This is a genomic window from Herbaspirillum lusitanum, from assembly GCF_046025995.1.
GTDB classification, from domain to species: domain Bacteria; phylum Pseudomonadota; class Gammaproteobacteria; order Burkholderiales; family Burkholderiaceae_D; genus Herbaspirillum; species Herbaspirillum lusitanum_A.
The window spans coordinates 141,278-167,665 of the sequence record NZ_JAQQFM010000008.1; the positions used below are offsets into that span (position 1 = coordinate 141,278).

A 26,388-nucleotide genomic window follows, 5' to 3' on the forward strand; every position below is an offset into this window, starting at 1 on the left:
TGCTCACCGGAAGAAGGAATGCAATTAAGGGATGCCGGTGATTATACGGATCGGGCGCACAGCCATTTTCTTGCCCTCAAAATGCATGCGACCAGCCGCGGTCCAGCAACTCGAAGCGCAATGAAAAAAGGCGACCGCCACGGATCGCCCTTTTTATTCAAGCCAATATCAGGCCGCTGCTACCGGCTTGATGCCGACAGTTTTTCAGATTCCTCAGAAACCTTCCAATACGATCTTGCCGCGCGCCTTGCCGCTTTCGATCAGCGCGTGCGCACGTCGCAGATTATCGGCATCGATCTTGCCGAAATGTTCGGCCAGCGTGGTCTTGATCACACCGTCGTCTACCAGCTGCGCCACCCGCTGCAGCAACTCATGCTGGCGGATCATGTCGTCGGTTTCAAAGATGGCGCGCGTAAACATCAGCTCCCAGTGCAGCGAAATGCTCTTGCGCTTGAGCGGCAGCGCATCCAGCGTGGCCGGGTCGTCGATCAGCGCGAACTTGCCTTGCGGCGCAAGCATATCGACGATCTCGGCATAGTGCTGGCCGGTCTGGGTCAGGCTGATGACGATGTCGACATCCTTGAAACCCAGCGTCGCCAGTTGCGGCTTGAGCGGCTGACTGTGGTCGATCACGTGATGCGCGCCGAGCTCGCCCGCCCATTGCGCGGTTTCCTTGCGCGAGGCGGTGCCGATCACGGTCAGGCGCGTCAGCTTGCGCGCCAGTTGAGTCAGGATGGAGCCGACGCCGCCGGCTGCGCCGATGATCAGCAGGCGCTTGCCCTGACCGCCGTCTTCCGGCACGGCGACGCGGTCAAACAACAGCTCCCAGGCGGTGATCGAGGTCAGCGGCAAGGCCGCAGCGGCGGCGAACTCCAGCGTGGCCGGTTTGCGCCCGACGATGCGTTCGTCGACCAGATGGAATTCACTGTAGGAACCCGGCCGGGTGATGGAGCCGGCGTAGAACACTTCGTCGCCCGGACGGAACAGCGTGACGTCGGCGCCGACTTCGCGCACGATGCCGGCCACGTCCCATCCCAGCACGCGCGGCTCTGTCACCGCGACGTTGTTGCGCAGCTTGGTATCGACCGGATTGACCGAAATCGCCTTCACCTCCACCAGCAGATCACGCGCACCGGGCGTCGGCTTCGGCAGGTCGCTGAGGTACAGGGACTGTGGGTCGGCAATCGGCAAACCGTGCTGCGTGTAGACTATCGCTTTCATGTTATTTCCTCGCATTTCAGTTAAATGAGTTCAAATCGCTGAATTCCGGCCACTATTGTCTTCGGCAGACCATACCGGAATCGGCTTGAATAATTGATCTGTTCTCATATTAAGGAAAATGAGCAAGAGGAAACATCCATCCAATCGATTAAGACTTTCACTTCAGGAGTGAAAATGATCAGGCTAGAAGACCTGACTCTGTTCGTCCGTTCCGCCGCGCTGGGCAGCTTCTCGCAGGCTGCGCGCGAGGTCGATCTGCTGCCCGGCCAGGTCAGCGCCGCCATCCAGCGCCTGGAACGCGACCTCGATATCCGCCTGTTCGCCCGCTCCACGCGCAGCCTGCGCCTGACGGAAGAAGGCGAGCGCTATCTGCCTTACGCGGTGGATGCGCTGGCCACGTTGCGCGAGGCACAGGAACAATTGCGCGGCGACGACGCCGAGCTGAACGGTACGCTGCAAGTGGCAGCGCCTTCCGACCTCGGGCGCAATGTGCTGTTGCCCTGGCTGTCCGAATTCCGGCGCACGCATCCGAAACTCAATCTGCGGCTGCTGCTGTCGGATCAGGTGGCCGACGTGTTTCGCGATCCGGTGGATGTGGCGATCCGCTACGGCCGCAGCGAAGACGCCAGTTTCGTCGCGCTGCCGCTGGCGCCGCACAACCGCCGCGTGCTGGTGGCATCTCCCGATTATCTGGCCCGTCGCGGCGAACCGCAGACGCTGGAGCAATTACGCGAGCACCCCTGCCTGCTGTATCAATTGCAGGGGCGGGTCTACGACAAATGGTTTTTCCCGGATCCCGATCCAGCGGCGCGCGCCGACGGCGGCAGCACCATACCGGTCAGCGGGCCGCTGGTCACCGACGACGCCGATATCGTGCGGCGCTGGGCGGTCGGCGGCGAAGGCATCGCCTATAAATCGTGGCTGGATGTGGGCGCCGACGTGCGTGCACGGCGCTTGCAGATTCTGCTGCCGCAACATGTCTGCGAGCCGACGCCACTGCACATGGTGTGCCCGCACCGGCGCCAGTTTTCACCGGCCGTGCGGCAATTGCATGCACTGCTGGAAAGCCGCTTCAGCGCACTGGGCGAAGACATGGAAAGAGAAATCACGCTGCGCCGGCATAGCTGACCCTGGCTCAGTCAGCCTGCTCAGTTCACTCCGTCCGCCTTGCCATCGTTCTGAAGCTGCCGGATGAAATGCATCACCGCCGGCGCGAACTCGCGCTTGCGAAACAGCGCCGCTACCTCGGACGTCACCGGCTTGCCGGCCAGCGGCCGGAACACCACATTCGGCATCGCCACGGCCGACGCCAGCACGTCAGGCACGATCGCCACGCCCTCGCCCAGCGACACCTGCGACAACACCGCGACCAGAGCGCCGGGCGCGGCGACGATGCGTGGCTCGAATCGTCCACGACGGCCGACTTCATGCGTGCCCAGCACCTGCTCCGGCACGATGAAGGCGGCCTCGGCCAGTTCGCGCGCTTTCACCGGTTGCAGCAAGAGATCGACGCCGGCCAGCGGATGTTCGGCCGGCAGCGCCACGCAAAAGCTGTCGCGCCACAGAACCTGCACTTGCAAGCTGGCCGACAGATGCATGGGCAGACGCACGAAGGCGACATCCACGCGGCCTTCTTCAATCAGACCCGGCAGCTCATCCATCACCAGCTCGCGCGCGTTCAGCACCACCTCCGGCCAGGCCAGGCGAAAGCGCCGCAACTGCTGCTGCAACACACCGGAAAACGTCGCCGAGCCGACATAGCCGATTTCAATCCGCCCGGTTTCGCCGCGACCGGCGCGCCGCCCCACATGCTGCGCATGCTCGAACTGCGCCAGCGTCTGCCGTGCTTCTTCGAGAAAGGCTGCGCCCGCCGTGGTCAAGGCCACGCTACGCTTGCTGCGCAGGAACAGGCGCGCCTGCAGGCTGCGTTCGATCTCCTGAATCTGCACCGTCAAGGTCGGCGGTGAAATGCCGAGGCGCTCGGCAGCCTGCGCGAAATGCAGTTCTTCGGCGACGGCAATGAAGTATTTCAGGTGACGCAATTCCATCCGGGAGTCCTGATTCCATAATTAGCTGATACCTAATTATCTTGCAAAACACCGGCAATGAAACAAATCAGCATTTTTGCTTAAATGAGCACGGCGCATCGCTCTCATGAACCGGGGCGCGCTGACTTCATCAATCCGGCGGCCAAGGCCGTCTGCAGTATTCAGACAGGAATCACACATGCATATCTCCCACCCCTCCTTCGCCCTCAAGACCCGCTCCCTGTTGGCGGCATGCAGCTTCGCGGCCGGCGCATTCGGCACGTTCGCCGCCATGCCCGCCGGCGCCGCAGAGTTGCCGCTGCAGCCGACGCTGTCGCTGGACGCAGCACGGCAGGTGCTGGCTGCGGCGGAAGCCAAGGCCAAGGCGGAAAACTGGCCCTGCGTAATCTCGGTGGTGGACGCCGGCGGCGCACCGGTTCTGCTGGTGCGCATGGATAACGCGGCAGTGCCGGCGGGAGTTGAACTGGCGCCCGGCAAGGCGCGCACCGCCGCACTGTTCCGTCGCCCCAGCGGCGCGCTGGAAGATGCGATCAACGGCCCGCGTCCGGCGGCCATCACCGCGCGCGGCTACACCCTGATGCGCGGCGGCTTGCCGCTCAGCGCCAATGGCGTGGTGGTCGGCGCCATCGGCGTCTCGGCCGACACGCCGCAGCATGATGAAGAAATCGCCAAGGCCGGCGCGGCGGCACTGGCTTCATTCATCGCGCAAAAGTAATCGCCCCCTGACGCCGGCCGCCGCTGACTCACTTTCATCAGACTCGGGATCCCGGTAGCTAAAAACAGAAAGAGCTTGCCAACATGAAAGCCAATTCGGCGGCTGCAAGTGCAGCGAACAACCGCAGTGCGACAAACCCGCGCGCCGGCAAAGCGCTGTTGCTGACGGCATCGATGGGCTGCGCCATGACGGTGCTGGACACCAATGTGGTCGGCATCGTGCTGCCCACCATCGCGCGTGAACTGAACGCCAGTTTCGCCGAGCTGCAATGGGTGATCAGCGCCTATGTGCTGTGCTTCGCAGCGTTGCTGTTGCCGGCCGGCGCCATCGCCGACCGCTATGGCCGGCGTCGCATTTTCCTGTGCGGCATTGCGCTGTTTGCGGCGGCCTCGCTGGCCTGCGGACTGGCGCCGTCGGCGCGCCTGCTGTACCTGGCGCGCGCGGTGCAAGGCCTGGGTTCGGCCTTTTTGCTGGCGCCGGCGCTGGCCATCATCGGCCACGGTTTTCATGACGAGCGCGAACGTGCGCAAGCCTGGGCCGTCTGGGGCGGCATCATGGGCCTGACCATGGTGCTCTCGCCGCTGATCGGCGGCGTGGTCAACAGCCTGTTCGGCTGGCGCTGGGCGTTTTACATCAATCTGCCGATCTGTGCAGCGCTGGCGGCTGCCGTGCTCACGCAAATAGAGGAATCGCGCGATCCCACACCGCGCACGCTGGACCTGGCCGGGATCGCCTTGTTTGCCACTGCCATGTTCGTGCTGACCTGGGCGCTGATCGGCGGCCCGGAATCCGGCTGGCTCAGCCTAAGCACGCTGAGTCGTGCCATCGGCGGCGTGGCCTTTTTCGGCGTATTCATTCTGGTCGAGCGGCGTCGTCTGCATCCCATGCTGGATCTCGCGCTGTTCCGTTCCATCCCCTTCATCGGCGCCGTCACCGCCATGTTCGCCTATGCCGCGTCGGCGCAAGTGATGGCTTCGCTGCTGCCGCTGTATCTGCAAAATGCGCGCGGCCATGCCACGCTGGCGGCCGGCATTGCCATGCTGCCGTTTGCGCTGGCCATGCTGATCTTGCCGCAAGTGGGGCGCCGTCTTGCGCGCTATCTCAACGCCTGCCGGATTCTGACTCTGGGATTGCTGCTGGTCGCCGCCGGCAATCTGCTGATGGCCTGGGCGGCAGATGGCGGCAGCGATCTGGCGGTCGCCTGTGCGATGGCGCTGCTCGGCAGCGGCGGCGGCCTGCTCAATGGCGAAACGCAAAAGGCGATCATGGGCACGGTGCCGCCGCAACGCGCCGGCATGGCCTCCGGCATCAGCACCACGGCGCGCTTCACCGGCATCCTGCTCGGTTTTTCCAGCCTCAGCGCAGTGCTGGCCGGCGCCATGCGTCACGTGCTGCCACAACAGGCGTGCAGCATCCGGGAGCTGCCTTGCCCGCTGCCCCCGCAGCTCGCCGCCGATCTGGCCGCCGGCGATATCGAGCGCGCTCTGGCACGCTATCCGCAGTGGGCAACGCCCTTGCACCAACTGATGCGCCACGCCTATGCCGCCGGCTTCCCCGTAGTTTTCGTCAGCGCCGCACTGCTCGCTTCGGTGGCGGCGCTGATCGTGTTTCGCTGCATGCGCAAGGCAGTCTGACTATTCAAGCGAAGTCACACAGTCAGCCGGCTCAAACCAGGCCGCCGTTGGCGCGCAAGGTCTGGCCGTTGATCCAGCTATCGGGCGTCGCCAGATAGGCCACTGCTTCGGCGATATCTTCCGGCGTGCCCAGACGTTCCAGTGGCGAGGCCTTGGACATGCGTTCGATCACCTCTTCGCTCTTGCCGTTCAGGAACAGCGCGGTGGCGGTCGGCCCCGGGGCGATGGCGTTGACCCTGATGTGCTTGCCGCGCAATTCCTTGGCCATGATATTGGTCATCACTTCGATGGCGGCCTTGGTGGCGGCGTAGACCGAATAGCCGGGCAAGGCCAGACCGATCACGCTGGTGGAAAAGTTGACGATGCGGCCGCCCTGCGCCATGCGTTTGGCGGCGCTGCGCATGGTGTTGAAACTGCCCTTGAGGTTGACCGCGATCAGACGATCGAAGGTGGCGTCGTCGGTATCGGCCAGCATCGGCAGATTGGGCGGCATGATGCCGGCATTGTTGATCAGCACATCGACGCGGCCGTAGGTGTTGTGCGCCTGTTCGAACATGGCCTCCACCGACACCGCATCGGCGACGTCGGCCTGCACCGCGATGGCCTGGCCGTCGGCGGCGACGATGCCGTCCACCACCTTTTGCGCCTCAGCAGCGCTGCCGCTGTAATTGACCACCACGGCGTAGCCGGCACGCGCCAGACGTGCGGCGATGGCGGCGCCGATGCCGCGCGATGCGCCGGTGACGATGGCGACTTGCTGAGGGTTCTGTATGGTTTGCATGATCTGCTCCTTGCTGTTGGATGGATTGGCTTGAATGGCTTGAATGGCTTGAATGGCTTGAATGGCTCTGACCGACGCGCCTGAGTTTTGTTTGCACGCGCTGTCTCGAGCGGGTGACTGCATTCTGCACCCTCGATCCATTTGAATAAATATGCTTAAATTGCTATTACTATTCAAAAACCATCAACAATCAATACAAACAAGCCATTCCAAACCGGGTCGCAAACATGGACAGATTCGAGGCCATGCGCCTTTTCACCCGCATCGTCGAGCTGGAGAGCTTCACCAAGGCAGCCGCCGACCTCGATCTGCCGCGCGCCACCGTGACGCACAGCATCAAGCAACTGGAGGCGCGGCTGGGCGTACGCCTGCTGCAGCGAACCACGCGCCACGTGAGCGCCACGCTGGACGGCAAGGCCTATTACGCGCGCTGCGTGCGCCTGATGGCCGATCTGGAAGAAGCCGAAACCGCCTTCGACGCCAATGCATCCAGCCCCAAGGGACTGCTGCGGGTCGATTTTCACGGCACGCTGGCGATGCACTTTCTGATGCCGCATCTGCCGCAGTTTCTGCAACGCTATCCCGGCATCGAGCTGGAGATCGGCATGGGCGACCGCACCGTCGATCTGGTGCGCGAAGGCATAGACTGCGTGCTGCGGGTCGGCCATCCGCCCGAATCCAGCCTGGTGGCGCGCAAGGTCGCCTCGCTGACGCAAGTCACCTGCGCCAGTCCGGCGTATCTGCAGCAGCACGGCCTGCCGCGCACGCCCGATGAGCTGGAGAGCATGGGGCATCAGGCAGTCAATTTCTTCTCCGCCAGCAGCGGCAAGCGCTGGCCTTTCGACTTCATGGTCGACGGCGAACTGCGCAGCCTGATGCTGCCGGGCCGGGTCTCCGTCAACAGCGCCGAGGCCTACCACCGCTGCTGCGCCGACGGCCTCGGGCTGATCCAGGCGCCGCGCTATCACATCGCGCAATTTCTGGAAACCGGCCTGCTGTGCGAGGTGCTGGCCGAGTTCCGGCCGCCGCCGATGCCGGTGTCGGTGATCTATCCGCATCACCGCCAGTTATCGCGCCGGGTACGCGTACTGGTGGACTGGGTGGCTGATCTGATGGGACGAGAGTCGTCCTGAAGCCGCTCTGAAGCGCTCTGACGCCGCCGGATTGCGGGAAGAACGACGGCAAATACAGTAAAATTGCGCGCTGCAACAGCCAGCACAGACCCCGGCGCCGGCGGCAGCAATACAAGCCGCCGCAACCGCGCAGTCTTGCCGTACCTTTACTTTCACATCTCCCCATTGCGACCGATGTAGTCATTGCCCAGCCATTCAGCCCAGCCTTACCGTGAGGACGAAACAGCCGGACGCGGCGAGCCCGGCAAGCGATCCGCTTCCCGCCTGAACGGCTCTGGCCCAGTCTTGCAGCAGGCACTGAATACCAATGCGCCGGCCTTGCGTGGATGCGCCAAGGCGCCGACTGCTCCGCGCTCGCCCCGCGCGCAAACGAATCCGAATACGACCTACCCTACATGAACACATCCACACTTCAAGGCCGCAGCGGCGCCTTCACCGATCTGCGCGCCAACCTGCTGGCCGGCCTGACCACCTCCTTCGCGCTGGTGCCCGAATGCATCGCCTTCGCGCTGGTGGCCCAGCTCAATCCGCTGATGGGCCTGTACGGTGCTTTCATCATCTGCACCATGACTGCGCTGCTGGGCGGACGGCCCGGGATGATCTCCGGCGCAGCCGGTTCGATGGCGGTGGTGATCGTGGCGCTGGTGGTGCAGCACGGCGCGCAGTATTTTCTGCTGACGGTGGTGCTGGGCGGCATCATCATGGTGCTGTTCGGCCTGCTGCGTCTGGGCAAGCTGATCCGCATGGTGCCGCATCCGGTGATGCTGGGTTTCGTCAACGGTCTGGCGATCATCATCGCCATGGCGCAGCTGGAACATTTCCGCGCCGGCACGCACGGCGCCGGCGGCATCGGCGCACCCTGGCTGCAAGGCACGCCGCTGCTGGTGATGGCAGGGCTGGTCGCATTGACCATGGCGATTGTGTATGTGCTGCCGCGCTTCACGCGCGCGGTGCCGCCGGCGCTGGCGGCAATCCTCGGGGTCGGCGTGCTGACCCAGTTGCTGCATCTGCCGACCCGCACGCTGGGCGACATGGCGCACATCGCCGGCGGCCTGCCTGTATTTCACATGCCGACCGCGCCGCTGAACCTGGAAACCCTGCGCATCGTGCTGCCGTATGCAACGCTGATGGCCATGGTCGGGCTGCTGGAAACCCTGCTGACCTTCAACCTCACCGATGAGATCACCGAAACGCGCGGCCAGCCGAATCGCGAATGCATGGCGCTGGGCGCGGCCAACATCGTCTCCGGCCTGTTCGGCGGCATGGGCGGTTGCGCCATGATCGGCCAGACCATGATCAACCTCAGTTCGGGCGGCCGCACGCGGCTGTCGGGCGTGACCAGCGGCGTGATGATGCTGCTGTTCATTTTGTTCCTGTCGCCGCTGATCGAACGCATTCCGCTGGCAGCGCTGGTCGGCGTGATGTTCGTGGTGGCGCAGCAGACCTTCGCCTGGGGCTCGCTGCGCGTGCTCGGCAAGATTCCGCGCAACGACGCCATCGTGATCGTCGCCGTCACCATCATCACGGTGTTCACCGATCTCGCGACTGCCGTGCTGTGCGGCATCGTGATCGCCGCGCTCAACTTCGCCTGGCAGCACGCCGGCGACATCCGCGCCGACATCGGCACCGGCCCTGATGAAGAAGGCCGCGAAAGCAAGACCTACACGCCGCACGGCACCCTGTTTTTCGCCTCCACCACGCACTTTCAGGAACTGTTCGACAGTGCGCGCGATCCAGTTCATGTACTGCTGGATTGCCGCTATCTGCGCGTGGCCGACCATTCAGGCATCTCGGCGCTGGAAAACTTGTTTGAACGCTATGCCAAGGCCGGCAAGCAGTTGCAGGCAGTCAATCTGTCGCCGCGTTGCCGGAAGCTATTGCAGCGCGCCGGTGTTGCGCTCATGCTCAAGGATGCCTGAACGCGCCTGGTTGTCTGCCTGGTTGTCTGCCTGGTTGTCTGCCTGGTTGCGGCCAGGTCAACGCAGGCTATGCGCCTCCCTCTCCCTGTCAGTGATCAATCAGAAAGCCGGTCATGGAAACCGAACTCAAACTTCTCATCGCGCCCGAACATGCGGCGGCGCTGCTGCAACATCCCCTGCTGGCGCGTTACGCCATCGCGGCGCCGCGCGCCAAACAGCAACTGAGCGTGTATTTCGATACGCCGGCCTTCGACATCAGCCGCCGTCGCGCCGGGCTGCGCGTGCGCCAGATCGGCGAGCGTTTCGTACAGACATTGAAGGCCGGCGGCGGCGTCAGCGGCGGTCTGCATCAGCGCAATGAATGGGAGTCGCCGGTGGACGCCATGCAACCCGACATGGATGCGCTGCAAGCCCTGATGCAGGACGATCTGAAACACGGCATGCCGGCCTTAAAGGCCATTTTCGCGCCGGCCGTCGCTGACCATATCGCCCCCATTTTCAGCACCCGCATCGAACGCACGCTATGGGATCTGGAACTGGCCGACGCCAACAGGCAACAGATCAGCGAGATCGAATTCGTACTCGATCGCGGCGCCGTCGAACATCGGGATTTGCAGGACCCGATCAGCGAAATCGAACTGGAACTCAAGTCCGGCAATCCCTGCGCCCTGTTCGATCTGGCGCTGCAATTGCTGGATGACATCCCGCTGCAGATCGGCAATCGCAGCAAGGCAGAGCGCGGCTATGCCCTGCTGGCCGCACCCGCGCCGAAGCAGCGCAAGGTGGTGAAAGCCAGGCCTTTGTCGTTGTCGGGCAAGATGAATGTGGAGCAGGCTTTCCTGGCGGTGATCGGCAATTGTCTGGATCAGATTCAAGGCAACGACATCAGCGCCGGTGCCCACGAACTTGCCAACATCGAAGGCGGCGCGGTCGAAACCCTGCACCAGTTGCGCGTCGGCCTGCGACGCCTGCGTTCGGCCTTCACACTGTTCCAGCGCGTGATTGCGCTGCCGGACGATTTACATCAGGGCTTCGGCAGACTGGCGCAACAGATAGGCGCCGCCCGCGACTGGGACGTGCTGAGTCACACCACGCTGCCGCAGATCGCCGCGACCGCCGACGCCACCGATATCTCTGCGCTGACCGCGGCGGCAGCAGCTCGCGCCGGCCAGATGCATGAAGCAGCGGCGGCCGCCATGCGTTCATCGGACTACACGCGCCTGATGCTGCGCTTCGGCCGCTGGCTGGCCGGCAGCGAATGGCGCAGCGGCATGCCGCCGCACGCCTTGCGCAATCTGACGCGCCCCTTGTCGCGCTTCGCCGGACAGCAACTGGAACATGATCGCAAGCGCATGCAGAAACGCGGCAAGGCCATGCTGCAGGCAGAACAGGCCGCAACAAACGATGGCGACAACAGCGCAGCATCGGCCCGCCACCGTACCCGTATCGCCGCCAAGAAACTGCGCTACGACACCGAATTCTTCAGCGCCCTGTATGCCGGCAGCAAAAGCAGACCCTACCTGAAAACACTCTCGACCTTGCAGCAAGAACTGGGCACGCTGAACGATCTCGCCGTCGCCGGAGAACTGCTGGCCGAGCTGACGGAATCTGCCGAGCACGCAAGACTGGCAAGTGAAGTCGCATTCGTGCGCGGCTACATTACCGGCATGGCGCGCTCGGACGGCCAGGCACGGCGCGCGGCGCAGCGCCATTGGACACAATGGAAGACGCGCGCCCGGCCCTGGCGCAAGTAATCGGCAGAACCACCTGCGACTCCGGTCGTAAGAAAGCCCCTCACCCTCTTCTGATGACGGGCTTTTCTTCATCTGCAGCAGCGATCAGGGCTCAGCCATCGGTAGACCGCGTCAGCGCTTCCCACTCCGTCAGACTGGCGTCGAATTGCTCCAGCTTGCCGCGCACCAATCCCAGCGCATCGCTGCCCAGCAACAGATGCGCCGGCGGATGCGCGCTTTGCACCAGCTTCAGAATCGCCTGCGCGGCCTTGGCCGGATCGCCCGGTTGCTTGCCGCTGCGCGCCATGCGGCTCTCACGAATCGGTTCGAACAGCTCATCGTAGTCGGCAATGCTGCGCGGCGAGCGCGTCATGGAGCGGCCGGCCCAATCGGTGCGAAATGAACCCGGCGCCACCGCCGTAACGGCAATGTTGAAGCCTTGCAATTCCTTGTGCAAGGTCTCCGAAATGCCTTCCAGCGCAAACTTGCTGCCGCAATAGAACGCAATGCCCGGCATGGTGATGAAGCCGCCCATCGACGTGATATTGATCAGATGGCCACGACGGCGCTGACGCATGTAAGGCACGAAAGCCTTCATCATCGCTACCGCGCCGAAGACGTTGACATCGAATTGCCGCTTCAGCTCATCCATGCCTGATTCTTCAAAGATGCCTTCGTGGCCGTAGCCGGCATTATTGACCAGTACATCCACCGGGCCAATCTTTTGCTCGACCTCGGCCACGATGCGCGGGACGGCGTCGAAGTCGGTCACATCCAGCAGAACGCCATGCGCCTGCCCCGGCCGGCTCAGGTACTCCACCTCGAAACGCTGCCTGTCTTTCTCATTGCGCAGGGTGCCGATCACGCGATGTCCTGCTTCTATGGCGGCTCTGGCCAGTGCATGGCCGAAGCCGCTGCTGACGCCGGTGATGAAAAAAGTCTTTGCTGTGCTCATTTTTTCTCTTTCAAAAAAGATGAAGTCGGAATGACTTGAAACAGACGACAAGGTCGCGACATCTATTTCTCCCGACCTGAACGGATGCATGCATTATCGTTTTCTGCCACGGAAGCAAGTGCAGGTTCTTCTCACATGCTTGCCTGATCCTATGAGGCGCTGGCTTATCGGCATGAGGCATGGCACAGTGCAGATTCTTCCCCGACAGGACCGGCATACATGAAGACAGCATCACTTTCCGATGAGATCCAGCGACGCACGGTGAGCTTGCTGGAGGCGCTGACACCGCTCGAAGGCTACAATCTTTCGCCGCTGCAACATGTGCGTTTTCTGCGGTCCAACCGGGCGCTGAAACGCACGCCGGTGCTGTATGAGCCAGGCATCGTGATCGTCTGCCAGGGACGCAAGCGCGGTTATCTCGGCGACGAAATTTATGTCTACGATGCGCGTCACTATCTGGTGGTGTCGGTGCCGGTACCGTTTTCGATGGAGACCGAGGCCAGTGAAAAAGCGCCGATGCTGGCGATCTATCTGCGACTGGATTTTCAGGTGGTGGCCGAGCTCATGCTGCAAATCGACGAACGCGTCGGCGCCAGCGATGCCAGACCGCGCAGCATGATGTCGACGCCGGTGGAGCCGGATCTGGCGCAGTCGGTGCTGCGCTTTCTGGAAGCCATGAACGATCCGCTGGCGGCCGACATTCTGGGGCCGTCGCTGATGCGTGAAATTTATTTTCGGGTGCTGAGCGGCAAGCAGAGTGCGACCATGCGCTCGGCGCTGACGCTGCAAGGCCAGTTCGGCAAGATCGCGCGCGCCATCCGTCTGATACACGCCAGCTACGCCGAGGCGCTCAGCATAGAAACGCTGGCGCAGGAGGCCGGCATGAGCGTGCCCAGTTTTCACGCCCACTTCAAGGCCGTGACCGATGCTTCGCCATTGCAATATCTGAAGTCGACCCGCCTGCATCAGGCACGTTTATTGATGGTGCGCAATGGCATGACGGCCGGCGCCGCCTGCGCGCGCGTGGGCTACGAAAGTCCCTCGCAATTCAGCAGGGAATTCAAGCGACTGTTCGGCCGTACGCCGGTGGAAGAAAGCGATCGCATGCGGCGCAGCTTCGCGCTGCCGCCGGCAGCGGATGCGACGATATTCGTCTCATCGCACTGAAGCGATCCCCCTCTGCCATCAGCCCGGAACAAAGCTCGCGCCACAGATGGAAGACAAGACATGCGCGCGTACCGCATCGCGCAGAAGTTCGCCGCCGGCGGTGTTGTGAGGAATGGAGCCGCTCGACCAGATATAGCGGTCGTCGCAGCGTATGGTGGCGTGCCAGTCTACCGAACGGCTACCGTTGTAGCTCGCCAGATACTGATACTTCCTGCCCTCGATGGTGCATCGATAACTCCCTTCGAGATCGCCCGACTGCTCTTTCATCTGCTCTCCGCCAACTGCTGTTGCATCCGGATGCCATGCGCCAGGCGCACCACCGGAATCAGGGCAAGTCTATCGTGCGACGAGAGGTAGCGGAATCAGGTGATTCCTGAAGAGGATGCGATGTGATTGTTCTGCATCACACGGAGCGACAAGCTGAGGCAGGAGCAGCGGAGCGGAGAAGAAACTCTGATTCTGAACAACACAGGAAAAGCGAGGCGGCGGTGCGTAACGCCGGTATTTTCAAACTTCAAACGGCCTGCGGCAAACTGTCTCCGACAGCGACGGCTGAGGCAGCATCTATGGCCTCGGCGCCAGCTTGCGCACTGCATTTCCCCACCGGCAAGACATCCGGCAGCGCGTTCTTGAGCATGTTCATGCGATCGCTATTCCACATGGTCTGGCCATCGCAGGCAACCCGCATCTCTATCGTGGCGCTGTCATGCACCAGCAGATTGCCCCCCACATCCAGATCGAAGCGGCTGATATCCACCTCGTAGCGTTCTGCGGTGATCTTGTAGAGCGCGGCGGAAATGGCCGTCTCAAGTTGCTGAATCGTCAGACGCTTGAGTGCGCGCGGCTTGCGATCCTTGATATCGGTCTGATCTGTCGTGCTCTTCATGTCGAGGCTCCCGGCTTTTCTGTGTGTATCGACGAAGATTAACCAAAACGATGCCATTTCCGCATCAGGAAATGCCTGATACGCCACGCCGCCGCGGGCATGCATCTGCGCCGATCCGACCCGGCGCCAGCCTGCATTGCCGCCCGGCATTCAGGTATTCCCCGATATCGAAATCGCATCTTTTCTCCTACCCTCTTTTCATCGATATTGAAGAGTCGAAGCAGCACTGTTGCTGCAAGGTACAGCGTAGCCGCGTTCCTCCCTGACCTTCATTACCGGCGCGGCAGATCCGGTCATTCGGGTAAGCAACACCACGGCGCATCAGTGTTCGACTCACGATGCGAAGAATAGAGGAGGCGTTCATGTTTCGTTCCAAGCAAAGCTCCACAGTCTGTCTGGCTACGCTGTTTGTGGTGCTGGCCTGCGTTGCGCTGATCGGACTGGATGCATGGCGCACCTGGGCCGCACGTGAAGATCAGCTGAACGATGCCTCGATCGCCGCTTCGAATATGGCGCAGGCGCTGGCACAGCATGCGGACGATACATTCAAGGAAGCCGATACGGTACTGATCAGCCTGCTGGAACACATCGCCGAAGACGGTCTCGACGAAAAAGGCAGGAAGCGCATACGGCAGTTGCTGACCACGCATGTCGGCGAGTTGCCGCAGCTCAATGGCGTGTTTGTCTATGATGCGCAGGGCCACTGGATCGTCAACTCGCAGCCGACGCTGGCCACCCAGTACAACAATGCCGACCGCGCCTATTTCATTTACCATCGCGATCATCCTGACCTGGAACCATACGTCGGCCCGCCGGTGCAAAGCCGCTCGACCGGCCGCTGGATTTTCACCATCAGCCGCCGCATCCCGACCGCCGACGGCAGCTTCACGGGCGTGGTGCTGGCGACCGTGGATTTCGACTATTTCCGCAAATACTACGAAGGTTTTGATGTAGGTCAGCAGGGCGCCATCCTGTTTGCACTCAACAACGGCACCATGCTGGTCCGCCACATGATGCACGACTCCACCACCGGCAAGAGTCTGGCCAATGCGGCCATCTATCGCGATTACGCCGCCAGGATGCAGAGCGGCACCGCCACCATCCAGTCGTCGCAGGATGGCGTGGTGCGCATCAACAGTTTTTTCCATCTGCAGCGCTATCCGATGTTCGTGACGGTCGCAGTGGCCAGGGACGAAGTGTTGAGCGCCTGGCGCCACGATGCCTATATCCGTACCATCGGCGTGCTATTCCTGGCCGGGGTATTGGCGGCCATGGGACGACTCATGGTGCGTCGGATCAAGAGCCAGGTGCGTTCTGAATTTGAAGCCCGCAGCGCCCGTGAAAAGTCGGAAGAGCTGAACGTGGCGCTGGCCCAACTGGCGATGCACGACGGCCTCACCGGACTTGCCAATCGGCGCCACTTCGATCGCACGCTGAGCGTCGAAATACCGCGTCTGGCAAAGATCAATGGCGCGCTCTCGCTGATTCTGATCGACGTCGACAACTTCAAGCTTTACAACGACGTCTACGGCCACGCCAAAGGCGACGATTGCCTGAAACATATCGCGCTGGCGATCCAGAGTTGCCAGCGGCGGCCGCGCGATCTGGCGGCGCGCTACGGCGGCGAAGAGTTTGCACTGATCCTCCCGGACTGCGATCTCGACAGCGCCATCACGCTGGCACACACCTTGCGCCAGCGCATCGCCGATCAGCGCCTGCCGCATTCGGGCAGCCGCGGCGGTTTCGTCACCGTGAGCATCGGCATCAGTTCACTGCAGCCGGTGCGCAAGAGCGACAACGCGCTGGAGCTGATCGAGTCGACCGACCAGGCGCTGTATCAGGCCAAGAAAAACGGCCGCGACCGCATCGAAGTGACGTCCAGCAATCTCAAGATCATCAAGACCAGCGATCTGGTGAAATAGCCTTCTCATCACAAGACGGACCGCCCCACGGCCTGATGCCGTGCCGGTCCGTTTTGCATTCTGCCTCCCGAATCCTGTGCCGCCCTTCTCTGTGCAAAGCCGCGTGGCCTGTGCGGCGGCATGCTTTTCGCTTGAACAGTCTGCAGGGCAGGCCGGCATCTCGAGAGTCGGCGAAGGTCCCTTGAAATAAACGCGAATTGTTGCCGGCGCACTTGCCATCGTCTTTGGCAAACCGGAATATCCGGCACAACTGCGGCGACAGCGAACACATGCGCAGGCGCGTGCATGCTCAGCACCTACAGACACAAACGCAATCACAAACGAGGCTCGTCATGAAAATCAACATCGTCAATCCCAACACCACCGCCAGCATGACGGCCAAGATCGGCGCCTGCGCCCGCCTGGTGGCCGCGCCCGGCACTGAAATCTGGGCCTGTAATCCGAGCGCCGGCCCGGCCACCATCGAAGGCCACTACGACGAAGCCATGAGCCAGCCCGGCCTGCTCGCCGAAATCCGCCGCGCGGAAACCGCCGGCGCCGACGCCCACATCATTGCCTGTTTCGGCGACCCGGGGCTGGAGGCCGCACGCGAACTGGCCAGCGGCCCGGTGATCGGGATTGCGGAAGCGGCGATGCATGCCGCCAGCTTCATCGGCAAGCATTTCAGCGTGGTCACCACGCTGGAACGCACCTGCGGTATCGCCGCGCACCTGGTGGAACGCTATGGCATGCAGCGCGCCTGCCGCAACATCCGCGCCTGCGAAATCGCGGTGCTGGAGCTGGAAAATCCGGCATCCCAGGCCTATGCCGCAATCCTGCATGAATGCCGGCTGGCGCTGGCGCAGGACAAGGTGGATTGCATCGTGCTCGGCTGCGCCGGCATGGCCGATCTGTGCCGTGAGCTCAGCCGCGAACTGGGCGTACCCGTGATTGACGGGGTGGCGGCGGCCGTCAGTTTTGCCGAAGCGCTGGTGCGGCTGGGACTGAAAACCAGCAAGCGCGGTGAATGGGCTTATCCCTTGCCCAAGGCCTATCTCTGATTGCCTGATGCCGCCGGGTCAGACCAAGCGCCGCTCATCTGCGGCCATACCGATGATGCATAATGAATTTCCCGGTCTGCATTTTTGCCCAATTCTGTCATCGGACATTTCCCATGCGCCATCTGAGTCAACCCGGTATCTCCGCCGCCCTGCTGGCGGCACTGCTGTTCGGTGCCGCGACGCCGGCAGCCAAATTCTTTCTTGACCATGCTTCGCCATGGGCCATGGCGGGCTTGCTGTATCTGGGATCGGGGGCGGGTCTGGCGCTGTATCGCCGGCTCATCGGCGCAGCGCCGGTCAGCCTGCCGCGTGTTGAGCGACGCTGGCTGGCCGGCGCCATCCTCAGCGGCGGCATCGTCGCGCCGGTGCTGATGATGGCCGGCCTGAGCGGCATGCACGCAGCCGAAGCTTCGCTGCTGCTGAACGCCGAGGGCGTCTTCACCGCTTTGCTGGCATGGATGGCCTTCAAGGAGAATTTCGACCGCCGTATTGCGCTGGGAATGTTATCCATTGTCGCCGGCGCCGTGGTTTTGAGCTGGCCGGCCGACGCCGGCTTCGACAGCCTCTGGCCCTCGCTGGCGATACTGGGCGCATGCCTGGCCTGGGGCATCGACAATAACCTGACGCGCAAGGTATCGCTCAACGACGCAGCATGGATTGCCTCGGTCAAGGGCCTGAGCTCAGGCCTCACCAATCTTTGCATTGCGCTGTTGCTGGGGGCGCAATTTCCATCGCTGCCGCAAAGCGGCGTGATCATGCTGACCGGTCTGCTCGGCTATGGCATCAGCCTGAGCCTGTTCGTGGTGGCCTTGCGCCATCTCGGCACGGCCAGAACCGGCGCCTATTTTTCCATCGCGCCGTTCTTCGGTGCACTGCTGGGCCTGCTCTCGGGCGAACCGCTGACGGCTACCTTGCTGCTGTCCGGCCTGCTGATGGGCCTGGGCATCTGGCTGCATCTGTCGGAACGGCATGAGCACCTGCATGTGCATGAGCCGTTAGAACACGAGCACGAACACGTGCATGACGAGCATCATCAGCACGATCATGAACATGTACATGCGCCTGCGCCGGGCGTGCCGCACCGCCACGTACACAGACACGCTCGGCTGCAACATACTCACGGGCATTTTCCGGATGCGCATCATCAGCATACGCACTGATAGCGTCACCGCCCGTGGAGGCTGCGGCCCTCCTGATCTCAGGCCGCTCTAATTTGTGATTCCGGATCAGTTGCCGCGCCCGGCCTGGGCCCGACAACTGACAGGCGCACCGGTATCGATTTCGCCGCCGGCACCTTGCTGCCCTTGGCATGATGCGCCAAAGGAATCAGCGGATTGAGTTCAGGGAAATATCCCATGATGCAGCCCGGCGGAATATCGAAGGACTGCACCCGCAGATTGCCGACGCGGCGATCGATGCCGTCATCGCAGACCGTGCGCGCCGTGACGAAATCGCCGTTGTTCAGTTGCAGGCGCTCCATGTCTGCAGCATTCAGCAGCAAGACCCGGCGCGTACCGTAGACGCCGCGAAAACGGTCGTCAAGACTGTAGACAGTGGTGTTGAACTGGCTGTCGCCGCGGGTGGTCATCAGGCGCAATACATCGGGGCCGTGCGCAGGCATGTCCGGGTCTTCTTCGAAACTGTCGGGCGCAATGAAGTTGGCCTTGCCGGTATCGGTATTCCACTTGCGCTCTCGCGCCGCCAGCGGCCGGGCGAAACCGCCCGGGGTCCACATGCGTTCATTGAAATCGTGAAATATCTCGGGATAGGTCTCGGCGATGGCTGAGCGGATCTTGCTGTAGTCGGCGCGCCAGGCATCCCAGTCCACCTTGGGATTGGGCGGCGTGATGCGCTTGGCCAGCTCGGCCACGATGGCCACTTCCGACCACAGATGTTCCGAGGCCGGCGCCGTCACGCCACGCGAGCCGTGCATGCAGCCGGTACTGTCTTCTACCGACACCGCTTGCGGCCCGCTGCCTTGCTGGTCGATCTCTATGCGTCCAAGGCAAGGCAGCAGATAGGATTTCTTGCCGTGGATCACCGTACTGCGGTTGAGCCGCGTCATGATCTGCACCGTCAGCGGAATCTCGCGCCAGGCCGGCTCCATGCGCGAATGATCGGGAATCGCGCGCACGAAATTTCCGCCCAGCATGATGAAGCCGGCGATGTCGCGCCTGAGGATTTCTTCGCAAGCCTCGACCGTATTGAGGCCCTTCTTTTGCGGCACCTCGAAACCGTATTGCGCGCGCAGTTTTTCCTGCGGCACCATTTCCGGCTTTTCGGTGATGCCGACGGTGCGCTGGCCCTGCACGTTGGAATGGCCGCGAATCGGACAGATGCCGGCGCCCGGCTTGCCGATGTTTCCGCGCAGCAGAAGCAGATTGGTCAGCATGTGAATGGTGCGCACCGCCTCGCGATGCTGGGTAATGCCCATGCCGTACATCAGCATGGCGGCGCGCGCGCCGGTATAGGTTTTTGCAGCCTGCTCGAGTTGATCGCGCGAAACGCCGGACTGGGTTTCGATCTCGCCCCAATCGGCAGCGCGCACCACGCGCGCGAACTCTTCAAAGCCGCTGGTGTGATCGGCGATGAAGCCGGGATCGAGCAGACGCGGCTGGCGCGCCGCCAGCGCGGCATCGTCTTCCTCGATCAGCCACTTGGCCATGCCCATCGCAGCGGCAGTGTCGCCGCCGATGCGGATTTGCAGATATTGGGTGCTGATCGCGGTGCGCGCCGGGGTCAGCATCTCCAGCGGCGATTGCGGATTCACGAAAGAAACCAGTCCGCGCTCGCGCAAGGGGTTGAAGGTAATCACCGGCACGCCGCGCTTGCGCGCTTCTTCCAGCGGATGCAACATGCGCGGCGCATTGGTGCCGGTGTTGTGACCGAAGAAGAGAATGCAGTCGGTATGTTCGAAGTCTTCCAGGCGCACCGTGCCGACCGCGACGCCTATGGTCTTGGGCAAGGCTACGGAGGTCGATTCGTGGCACATGTTGGAGCTGTCGGGCAGATTGTTGTTGCCGTACATGCGCGCCATGAGCTGATACATGTACGAAGTTTCAAGCGAGGCGCGTCCCGATGCATAGAAGACCACTTTCTCTGGCGGCATGGCGCGCAACTCCGTACCAATTTCATCAAGCGCCTGCTGCCAGGAAAGCGGCAGATATTTGTCGCTGGCGGCGTCATAGCGCAAAGGTTCGGTGAGACGTCCCACCGATTCCAGTTCGAGATCGGACCACTGCTCCAGCTCGCTCACGGTATGCGCGGCGAAAAATTCGGGCGTGGCGCGCTTGTCGGTAATTTCCCATGCAGTGGCTTTGGCGCCGTTCTCACAGAATTCAAACATATGCGGATCGGCCGGTTTGGCCCACGAGCAACTGACGCAGGCGAAGCCGTCCGGCTTGTTCTGTTTCATCAGCACGCGCGCGCCGTTGGCGACCACGTTCTCCTGCATCAGGATGGAACCCAGGGCCCGCACCGAACCCCAGCCGCCGGCGGCGTGCGTGTATTCCGTAAACGTGGCGTCCTGCGGAATGTCCTTGGTTTTCATCACATTGCTCCTGGATTGAGTACAAAGCCCGCCTGATTCGATCTGCAGCAGCGAGTATCCCTAGCGCACGGGAATGCCGATTCAACGGCATTCAATGATGGGCTGGACGCCGGGATTTGGATGTAGGCCGCATCCCGATTCGGATGCGCTGCTTTTCCTACAGCTGACCAAGTCGGGCCGGTATCGCAATCGCCAAATTTTGCAATGGCAGAAATGGCACAAAAGCTGAGGCCGAATGATGCGCATCCCGAGACTTGCATGTTAGGATTGCGCCGTTTGTTTAATGGATGGAAAAAGAGATATGTCTCCAGACAACGAAGTACAGATAGGACGCGATGTCTATGTCTTCGCCAGCCCGAGCGTCGCGCGCTCGTTCTCGACCTGCCTGATGAAAGATACGCTGGGCAAGTGCAAGGAAGATTTCCCGCCGCTCAATGTGCGCGTGCTCTCCGCCGCGCTGGACGATGAAGAAAACGGCGACGACGCCAAAGCCTGAACTGAAAAGCTGCCTGCCGGCAATCTGATCCGGCGCATGCCTTCCAAAATAAAAATAATAGCAATGCAATAACGACAACGAGGGATGAACCTGTTTCAGGAAACATCCCTCGTGGCCTTACTGCAGGCGCGATATAACTTCTCCGTATCACTTCTCTATCACTGGCCGCATTCAAGTCATTCACCGCGCTTGCGGGGGACTGCTCACGCTCAGGATGGCCGCTGCGGATGTTCCGAAGCGTAGCGAAATTGCCTGTCCTGCCTTCGTGAGCAATTGTCCGGCTTCAAATCAGCTGCCGCCGCCACCTGCTCCGCCGCCCGCACCACCACTACCGCCGCCGGAAGCACCGCCGGCTCCGCTTGCCCCGCCGCCGGAGCCGGCACCACTGCCTGAAGAAGAACCGGAACCGGTTGCGCCCGAATTGCCACCGCCGGGTGCCGTCGTCCCTGCTGCGCCGCCGTTACCGCTGGCGCCTGCGCTGCCGGTGCCGCTGGACCATGCGCCGTTCACCCCGCCCTTGCCGCCGTTCGTGCTACTACCATTGCCGCTGGTTCCGTTGGTGCCGCTTGTTCCGTTCGTGCCGCTGCCTGCAGCACCCATCCTGCCGGAAGTGCCCGGCACGCCCGGTTGCGTTGCGCCGGGCTGCGTACTCCCTGCGCCGGTGCCTGACGGGCTGGTCGTGGTTTGCGCATGGGCGCTGATGCCAAAGGCGCCGGCTGCAATCACTGCAATCAATTTAAGTTTCATTGTCTTCTCCTGGAAGGTGGCGATCAGTCCCGATTGATGTCGTGGATTGAGATCGTCTGTTGATCTATGTTCACTCTTGGCCGAGGAAGCACCTCACATTCCGACAGACCCGATACCTCAGCCTGCGTGAATCATGAGTAACTTCTTTTTCGACGTCAGGCGTACATGCTAGCCAAGGCGGCCAGCTCTGGCTGTCGGTTGTCGTCGGCAGCGCGCGTCGGTGTAAGCACTATGTTGCTGTCGGCGTCTGCGTGAAATACAAGACGGCTCTTTGACCCGGATCCGGGACTAACCTCAGCTCATCAGCCGGTGACCCGCATGCCGCGCAAAGTCGGGCGGATGAGCTGAAGTTTGAGCGAGCGGCGCGCTTGAACGGTGTGCCTGGGATTCGAAATAAAATTTCTCCGCGGCGGCCCAGGCACGGTGAATCCATCTCAATCGGGAAACGGTTCAAGCTGCGTCGGCTCGGCTGTCGAACGACCATTGTGTTCGCTGCGAAAACGCGCCGACATGACATAGGCCGCCTTGCGTACACGCATCACCGAACCGAGCGGACGATGCGCCGCCAGACCATGCCAGGGGCTGAACGACATGCCGTCGTCCACCACCTTGGAGCGCGCATCGCTCCAGGCCTGCTGGCGCGGCACGCGAATGCGCGCGACCGGAATGAAGGGGCTCAACTCTTCCGGCCAGACCACGGAGGCGTCTTCAAGCGGCATCCGTTCGAGGTCGGTGCACAGTTGCAGACGCAGCTCCCATTCGGCGTCCTGAGTGGCAAAGAATTCGCAGACCGCGTCACGCAGTCCATCCGGCCGGCCATCGATATCCAGCGCTTGTCCGGTCAGCGCTTTCAGGGCCGGCGAGACCGGTGCAATCGATGCTTTCACCATATAAGGCCCGCACAACAGCGGCACCTGGCTATAGAAGGTTTCACCGAGTATGTGCGTCACCGGATGGCCGCCCATGGACATCAAGGTCGTGCTTTGCTTGCCGGCAGATTCCAGCATGCTCTCGGCGCCGCGCAGCAAAGCCGAGAAGGCCTTTTTCAACTGCGGCGCCTTATCGGTGGTCTTGGCGAGCAACTTCAGTGTGGACAGAAACTTGCCCGCGCCCGCTACCGAAAATGCCGGCCCGTTGATCATCAGGAAATCCTGCGTCACGTCCTGTTCGCTGCCAGGCAAGCGGGCAGCAGCTGCACCCGGCACGCCCACCACTTTCAAGGCCAGCCCGCGCGGCGTCGACACCTTGTCGTCCAGCACATCGCCGGGCGACGTCGACAACCTCATCACTACCGGCCAGTGCCCGGGCTGCGCAAACATGCCCTGCGCCAGGGTCTGCGGCAAACCCGGCAGGACTTCGATTTCACCTTGCAGCAAACCGTGGCTCTTGGCATGCACGCTGCGCGTGGCATGGCCGGAATGTTTGAAAGTGGTTTCGGAAATTTCAGTCAGGGCCGCAATCAGGCCGGCTTCGACTTCATGTTCATCGGGCTCAAGAATTTCGCAGGAGGAATCATAGATCACAGGGGCCTGCGGATTTAGGTCATCGGGTTTCATGGCTTGCCTTTCAGTAAAACGAAGGGGTGGCTAAAACTGAGCATGGGTGAGCATCATCGAGCGCTATCGAACATAGGGCAGTTGATCAGCGCTGAGCAGCAAGACTAGGCATGCATCGCCCCCGCCGTCAGCAGCGCTTGCCCTTTAAGCTCGTCAGGCGCGTCTGTCGGACGCGTAGGCGCTTCTTGATGAGCTCATTGCGGCTGCGCCCATTGGCGATCTGCGCATCGGCGCGCCGTTATGGGGGTCTGTCCTACTGCAAATGCATGAGCTCGCCGACATCGCACAGGTCGCCATTTGCCAATAATCGCGGCATGCGTTGCTGCGGCAGCGCCTCCAGGAAAGAAATGGAGCAGCGTCTGCCGCACTTATCCGCCCTCCGACCCTCAGCCGGCTTGCCGAAAACCATGCACAAACCCGCTCGCAAAATCATTCCGGCGCAAGACATAGCGCAGACCATCGCCGCCCTGAACGCCATGGTGGGGCTGCCTCTCGCGCATGCCACGCAAGCCGGCATGCCGGCGCTGGTTGGTGAATTGCTGTGCCAGCTAGTGGACAATGGCATGGGCGATCTGCCGCTGCCGGGACATGGCCGCACGCTCCAACGCTGGCGCATGCTGGCGGCGGTGGCGGCACAGGATCTGAGTCTGGCCAAACTGTTTGAAGCGCACACGGATGCGCTGGCCATTCTGGCCGAAGCCGGGGTCCACGATCTGCCGCCGCATGCGGTATGGGGCGTGTGGTGCGCCGAGTCGAAAGACGGCGCCTTGCAAGTGCGCGACATCGTGGCGGGACACAGCCTCATGCTGAATGGCGAAAAGCTGTGGTGCTCCGGTGCGGCCAGCGTCACGCATGCACTGATCGGCTATCGGGATCAGCGGCAACGCTCCTGTCTGGCGGCAGTCGATCTTGCGCAGGAGGGAGTTGAAATCGTCGGGGACGACTGGAAGGCGGTCGGCATGGCCGCCACCGCCACCTCCGTACTGCAACTCAAAAACGTGCGCGGCACCCCCGTCGGCCCTGCCGGCTTTTATCTGAGCCGCGCCGGATTCTGGCAAGGCGGCGCGGGTATCGCCGCGTGCTGGCACGGTGCCGCCGCGGCCCTCGCCGGATGTACCAGAGACTGGCTAAAAAGTCGCAACGATGCACACGCGCTGGCGCATCTCGGCCAGCTGGAAGTGGTCCTGCATGCCAGCGCCGCAGCGCTGCGCGAGCTGGCGGCGTGGATTGATGCCAACCCGGCCTCGGATGCAATGCGCGGCGCGCTGCGCGTGCGGCTGCAGGCCGAGCATGCAGCACAGCATGCGCTGACGCATAGCGGCCGCGCACTCGGCCCCGGCCTCTATTGCGCCGATCGCCACAGCGCGCGCTTGCTGGCCGATCTGCCGGTGTTCATTCGCCAGAGTCACGCGGAACGCGATCTGCAGGCGCTCGGGATGCTCGCCATCGAAAGCGAGGAACAGCCATGGCAGATCTAGATCGCCATATCCATATCAATGCCGGCACCGCCGAGCATCTTTGGCAGGCGTCGCCTGAGCTGGCCGCGCTGCCGCCGCTCGAACTGGAGTTGCTGGTGCCGTCGCATTCGCGCGCGGTGATTCTGGCGCCGCATCCCGACGATGAAGTGCTGGGTTGCGGCGGCCTGATTGCCCAGCTGCGCACCCTGCATCGCGAGGTCGTGCTGGTCGCCGTCACCGACGGCGAAAAGAGTCATGGACCGTCGTCGGCATTGGCCGGCGCCTTACCGCACATGCGCAAAATGGAAACCGAAGCGGCGCTGCGATGCCTGAGCGATACACAGATCGAGGTAATGCGGGTCGGTATTCCCGACGGTGAAGTGGCCGGCCGCCAGCAGCAATTGCAGAGCTGGCTGCAAAAGCGTCTGCGCCTGACCGACGTGGTATTCGCCAGCTGGCGACTGGATGGGCATCCGGATCACGAAGCGGTCGGCCGCATTGGCGCCGCGCTGGAAGCGCAACTGGGCTGCAAGCTGGTGGAAGTGCCGATCTGGGCCTGGCACTGGGCGCAGCCGGCGCGCGGCGATCTGCCCTGGGCGCGCGCCCGCAGACTGAATTTCGATCCGGCCACGGAAGCGCGCAAGCGTGCTGCCATTCATTGTTTTCACAGTCAGATCAGCGCAGACCCATCAAGCGGCAACGAGCCGGTTTTGCCGCGCGAAGTGCTGGAACATTTCATCAGGCCCTACGAGGTGTATTTCACATGAACATCCCATCCGCATTTTCGTCCCCGGACTTTTCAAGCGCGCAAACCGGCGGCAGGCCGGCGGCGCACTTCGAGCGGCTCTATGCCGAAAGCGCCGATCCCTGGCATGCCGTCGACAGCTGGTACGAACAGCGCAAGCGCGCCATTCTTCTGGCCTTGCTGCCCAAGCCGCATTTCAGCCACATTTGCGAACCCGGTTGCGGCAACGGCGAACTGACGCTGGAGCTGGCGCGCCGTTGCGAACGCCTGACGGCGTCGGACTTTTGCGATCAGGCGGTGCAGATCGCACGCGAGAAAAGTGCTGCACTGGCCCACGTAGAAATCCTGCAGCAGAGCGTGCCGGAACAATGGTGGAGCGGCGCCGTAGAGCATCCGCAATTCGATCTGATTGTGCTCAGCGAATTCTGTTACTACCTCACCGCGGACCAGACCACGCTGCTGGCAGCGAAGCTCATGGATAGTCTCAGCCCTCAGGGTTACCTGCTGGCCTGCCACTGGAAACGTCCCTTCGATGATCGCCTGCAAGAGACGGATGCGATTCATGCCGCGCTCGGACAAGCCCCGGGCCTGCGCCAGGAAGCGCGTTACGAAGATGCCGACTTCGTGCTGGATCTGTGGATGCGCGCGCCGCTGCCGGCTGCCGCGCGCCCGAGCTGAGAGGC

At 62.4% G+C, this 26,388-nt stretch carries 23 protein-coding genes; 14 read left to right on the plus strand and 9 right to left on the minus strand.

Going from position 1 to position 26,388, the window contains the following annotated elements:
• Positions 1–213 precede the first annotated feature (213 nt).
• Complete coding sequence (locus tag PQR62_RS18630; RefSeq protein WP_408159504.1) at positions 214–1,221, minus strand: zinc-binding alcohol dehydrogenase family protein; 1,008 nt, start codon at positions 1,219–1,221, stop codon at positions 214–216.
• Positions 1,222–1,395: 174 nt separating this feature from the next.
• On the opposite strand from PQR62_RS18630, the gene PQR62_RS18635 reads away from it, so the two are divergent.
• A complete protein-coding gene (locus PQR62_RS18635; RefSeq protein WP_408159505.1) occupies positions 1,396–2,349 on the plus strand; it encodes a LysR family transcriptional regulator in 954 nt (317 codons plus the stop codon).
• A 20-nt stretch (positions 2,350–2,369) separates the two neighbouring features.
• On the opposite strand, the gene PQR62_RS18640 is transcribed toward PQR62_RS18635, so the two are convergent.
• Positions 2,370–3,269 carry a LysR substrate-binding domain-containing protein gene (locus tag PQR62_RS18640; protein WP_408159506.1) on the minus strand — a complete coding sequence of 300 codons (900 nt, stop codon included), beginning with the start codon at positions 3,267–3,269 and terminating at the stop codon, positions 2,370–2,372.
• A gap of 178 nt (positions 3,270–3,447) precedes the next feature.
• On the opposite strand from PQR62_RS18640, the gene PQR62_RS18645 reads away from it, so the two are divergent.
• The gene (locus tag PQR62_RS18645; protein WP_408159507.1) at positions 3,448–3,984 is read left to right on the plus strand and encodes a GlcG/HbpS family heme-binding protein; all 537 of its coding nucleotides are present in this window, start codon (positions 3,448–3,450) and stop codon (positions 3,982–3,984) included.
• A gap of 83 nt (positions 3,985–4,067) precedes the next feature.
• Complete coding sequence (locus tag PQR62_RS18650; RefSeq protein ID WP_408159508.1) at positions 4,068–5,618, plus strand: MFS transporter; 1,551 nt, start codon at positions 4,068–4,070, stop codon at positions 5,616–5,618.
• Positions 5,619–5,649: 31 nt separating this feature from the next.
• Here the strand turns inward: PQR62_RS18650 and PQR62_RS18655 are convergent, their stop codons facing one another.
• The gene (locus PQR62_RS18655) at positions 5,650–6,399 is read right to left on the minus strand and encodes an SDR family oxidoreductase (protein WP_408159509.1); all 750 of its coding nucleotides are present in this window, start codon (positions 6,397–6,399) and stop codon (positions 5,650–5,652) included.
• 227 nt (positions 6,400–6,626) lie between these two features.
• On the opposite strand from PQR62_RS18655, the gene PQR62_RS18660 reads away from it, so the two are divergent.
• The 3 genes from PQR62_RS18660 (at position 6,627) to PQR62_RS18670 (ending at position 11,205) form a co-directional block, all read left to right on the plus strand.
• Complete coding sequence (locus PQR62_RS18660) at positions 6,627–7,532, plus strand: LysR family transcriptional regulator (protein WP_408159510.1); 906 nt, start codon at positions 6,627–6,629, stop codon at positions 7,530–7,532.
• Between the two features lie 395 nt (positions 7,533–7,927).
• Entirely contained in the window at positions 7,928–9,451 is a 1,524-nt protein-coding gene (locus tag PQR62_RS18665) for a SulP family inorganic anion transporter (RefSeq protein ID WP_408159511.1), read from the plus strand.
• A 113-nt stretch (positions 9,452–9,564) separates the two neighbouring features.
• On the plus strand, positions 9,565–11,205 hold the full coding sequence (locus PQR62_RS18670) for a CYTH and CHAD domain-containing protein (RefSeq protein WP_408159512.1): 1,641 nt from the start codon (positions 9,565–9,567) through the stop codon (positions 11,203–11,205).
• A 91-nt stretch (positions 11,206–11,296) separates the two neighbouring features.
• Here PQR62_RS18670 and PQR62_RS18675 read toward each other — a convergent pair whose 3' ends face one another.
• Positions 11,297–12,139 carry an oxidoreductase gene (locus tag PQR62_RS18675; protein ID WP_408159513.1) on the minus strand — a complete coding sequence of 281 codons (843 nt, stop codon included), beginning with the start codon at positions 12,137–12,139 and terminating at the stop codon, positions 11,297–11,299.
• A gap of 219 nt (positions 12,140–12,358) precedes the next feature.
• Between PQR62_RS18675 and PQR62_RS18680 the strand changes: the two genes are divergently transcribed.
• Positions 12,359–13,306, plus strand: a complete 948-nt coding sequence (locus PQR62_RS18680) for an AraC family transcriptional regulator (RefSeq protein WP_408159514.1) — start codon at positions 12,359–12,361, stop codon at positions 13,304–13,306.
• 18 nt (positions 13,307–13,324) lie between these two features.
• On the opposite strand, the gene PQR62_RS18685 is transcribed toward PQR62_RS18680, so the two are convergent.
• Positions 13,325–13,573 (minus strand): hypothetical protein, encoded by a 249-nt coding sequence (locus tag PQR62_RS18685; RefSeq protein WP_408159515.1) that lies wholly within the window; start codon positions 13,571–13,573, stop codon positions 13,325–13,327.
• Positions 13,574–13,820: 247 nt separating this feature from the next.
• A complete protein-coding gene (locus PQR62_RS18690) occupies positions 13,821–14,192 on the minus strand; it encodes a hypothetical protein (protein WP_408159516.1) in 372 nt (123 codons plus the stop codon).
• A 362-nt stretch (positions 14,193–14,554) separates the two neighbouring features.
• Between PQR62_RS18690 and PQR62_RS18695 the strand changes: the two genes are divergently transcribed.
• The 3 genes from PQR62_RS18695 to PQR62_RS18705 all read left to right on the plus strand — a co-directional run bounded on the left by PQR62_RS18695 (position 14,555) and on the right by PQR62_RS18705 (position 18,314).
• A complete protein-coding gene (locus PQR62_RS18695) occupies positions 14,555–16,114 on the plus strand; it encodes a GGDEF domain-containing protein (RefSeq protein ID WP_408159517.1) in 1,560 nt (519 codons plus the stop codon).
• 332 nt (positions 16,115–16,446) lie between these two features.
• On the plus strand, positions 16,447–17,154 hold the full coding sequence (locus PQR62_RS18700; RefSeq protein WP_408159518.1) for an aspartate/glutamate racemase family protein: 708 nt from the start codon (positions 16,447–16,449) through the stop codon (positions 17,152–17,154).
• A gap of 113 nt (positions 17,155–17,267) precedes the next feature.
• Complete coding sequence (locus PQR62_RS18705) at positions 17,268–18,314, plus strand: DMT family transporter (RefSeq protein WP_408159519.1); 1,047 nt, start codon at positions 17,268–17,270, stop codon at positions 18,312–18,314.
• A gap of 38 nt (positions 18,315–18,352) precedes the next feature.
• Here the strand turns inward: PQR62_RS18705 and PQR62_RS18710 are convergent, their stop codons facing one another.
• Positions 18,353–20,704 carry an FdhF/YdeP family oxidoreductase gene (locus PQR62_RS18710; RefSeq protein ID WP_408159520.1) on the minus strand — a complete coding sequence of 784 codons (2,352 nt, stop codon included), beginning with the start codon at positions 20,702–20,704 and terminating at the stop codon, positions 18,353–18,355.
• A gap of 301 nt (positions 20,705–21,005) precedes the next feature.
• On the opposite strand from PQR62_RS18710, the gene PQR62_RS18715 reads away from it, so the two are divergent.
• The gene (locus PQR62_RS18715; protein WP_408159521.1) at positions 21,006–21,200 is read left to right on the plus strand and encodes a hypothetical protein; all 195 of its coding nucleotides are present in this window, start codon (positions 21,006–21,008) and stop codon (positions 21,198–21,200) included.
• Between the two features lie 288 nt (positions 21,201–21,488).
• On the opposite strand, the gene PQR62_RS18720 is transcribed toward PQR62_RS18715, so the two are convergent.
• Together PQR62_RS18720 and PQR62_RS18725 are read right to left on the minus strand one after the other, a co-directional pair.
• Positions 21,489–21,947: a hypothetical protein gene (locus PQR62_RS18720; RefSeq protein ID WP_408159522.1), complete on the minus strand. Its 459-nt coding sequence runs from the start codon at positions 21,945–21,947 to the stop codon at positions 21,489–21,491.
• A 434-nt stretch (positions 21,948–22,381) separates the two neighbouring features.
• Positions 22,382–23,503: a catalase family protein gene (locus PQR62_RS18725; RefSeq protein ID WP_408159523.1), complete on the minus strand. Its 1,122-nt coding sequence runs from the start codon at positions 23,501–23,503 to the stop codon at positions 22,382–22,384.
• 407 nt (positions 23,504–23,910) lie between these two features.
• Between PQR62_RS18725 and PQR62_RS18730 the strand changes: the two genes are divergently transcribed.
• From PQR62_RS18730 to PQR62_RS18740, 3 genes are read left to right on the plus strand one after another with little or no spacing between them, the layout of a single operon-like run.
• Entirely contained in the window at positions 23,911–24,981 is a 1,071-nt protein-coding gene (locus PQR62_RS18730) for an acyl-CoA dehydrogenase family protein (RefSeq protein ID WP_408159524.1), read from the plus strand.
• A complete protein-coding gene (locus PQR62_RS18735) occupies positions 24,969–25,727 on the plus strand; it encodes a PIG-L deacetylase family protein (RefSeq protein WP_408159525.1) in 759 nt (252 codons plus the stop codon). The genes PQR62_RS18730 and PQR62_RS18735 overlap by 13 nt, the downstream gene beginning before the upstream one ends.
• The gene (locus PQR62_RS18740; protein ID WP_408159526.1) at positions 25,724–26,383 is read left to right on the plus strand and encodes a class I SAM-dependent methyltransferase; all 660 of its coding nucleotides are present in this window, start codon (positions 25,724–25,726) and stop codon (positions 26,381–26,383) included. Before PQR62_RS18735 ends, PQR62_RS18740 begins: the two co-directional genes overlap by 4 nt.
• Positions 26,384–26,388 lie beyond the last annotated feature (5 nt).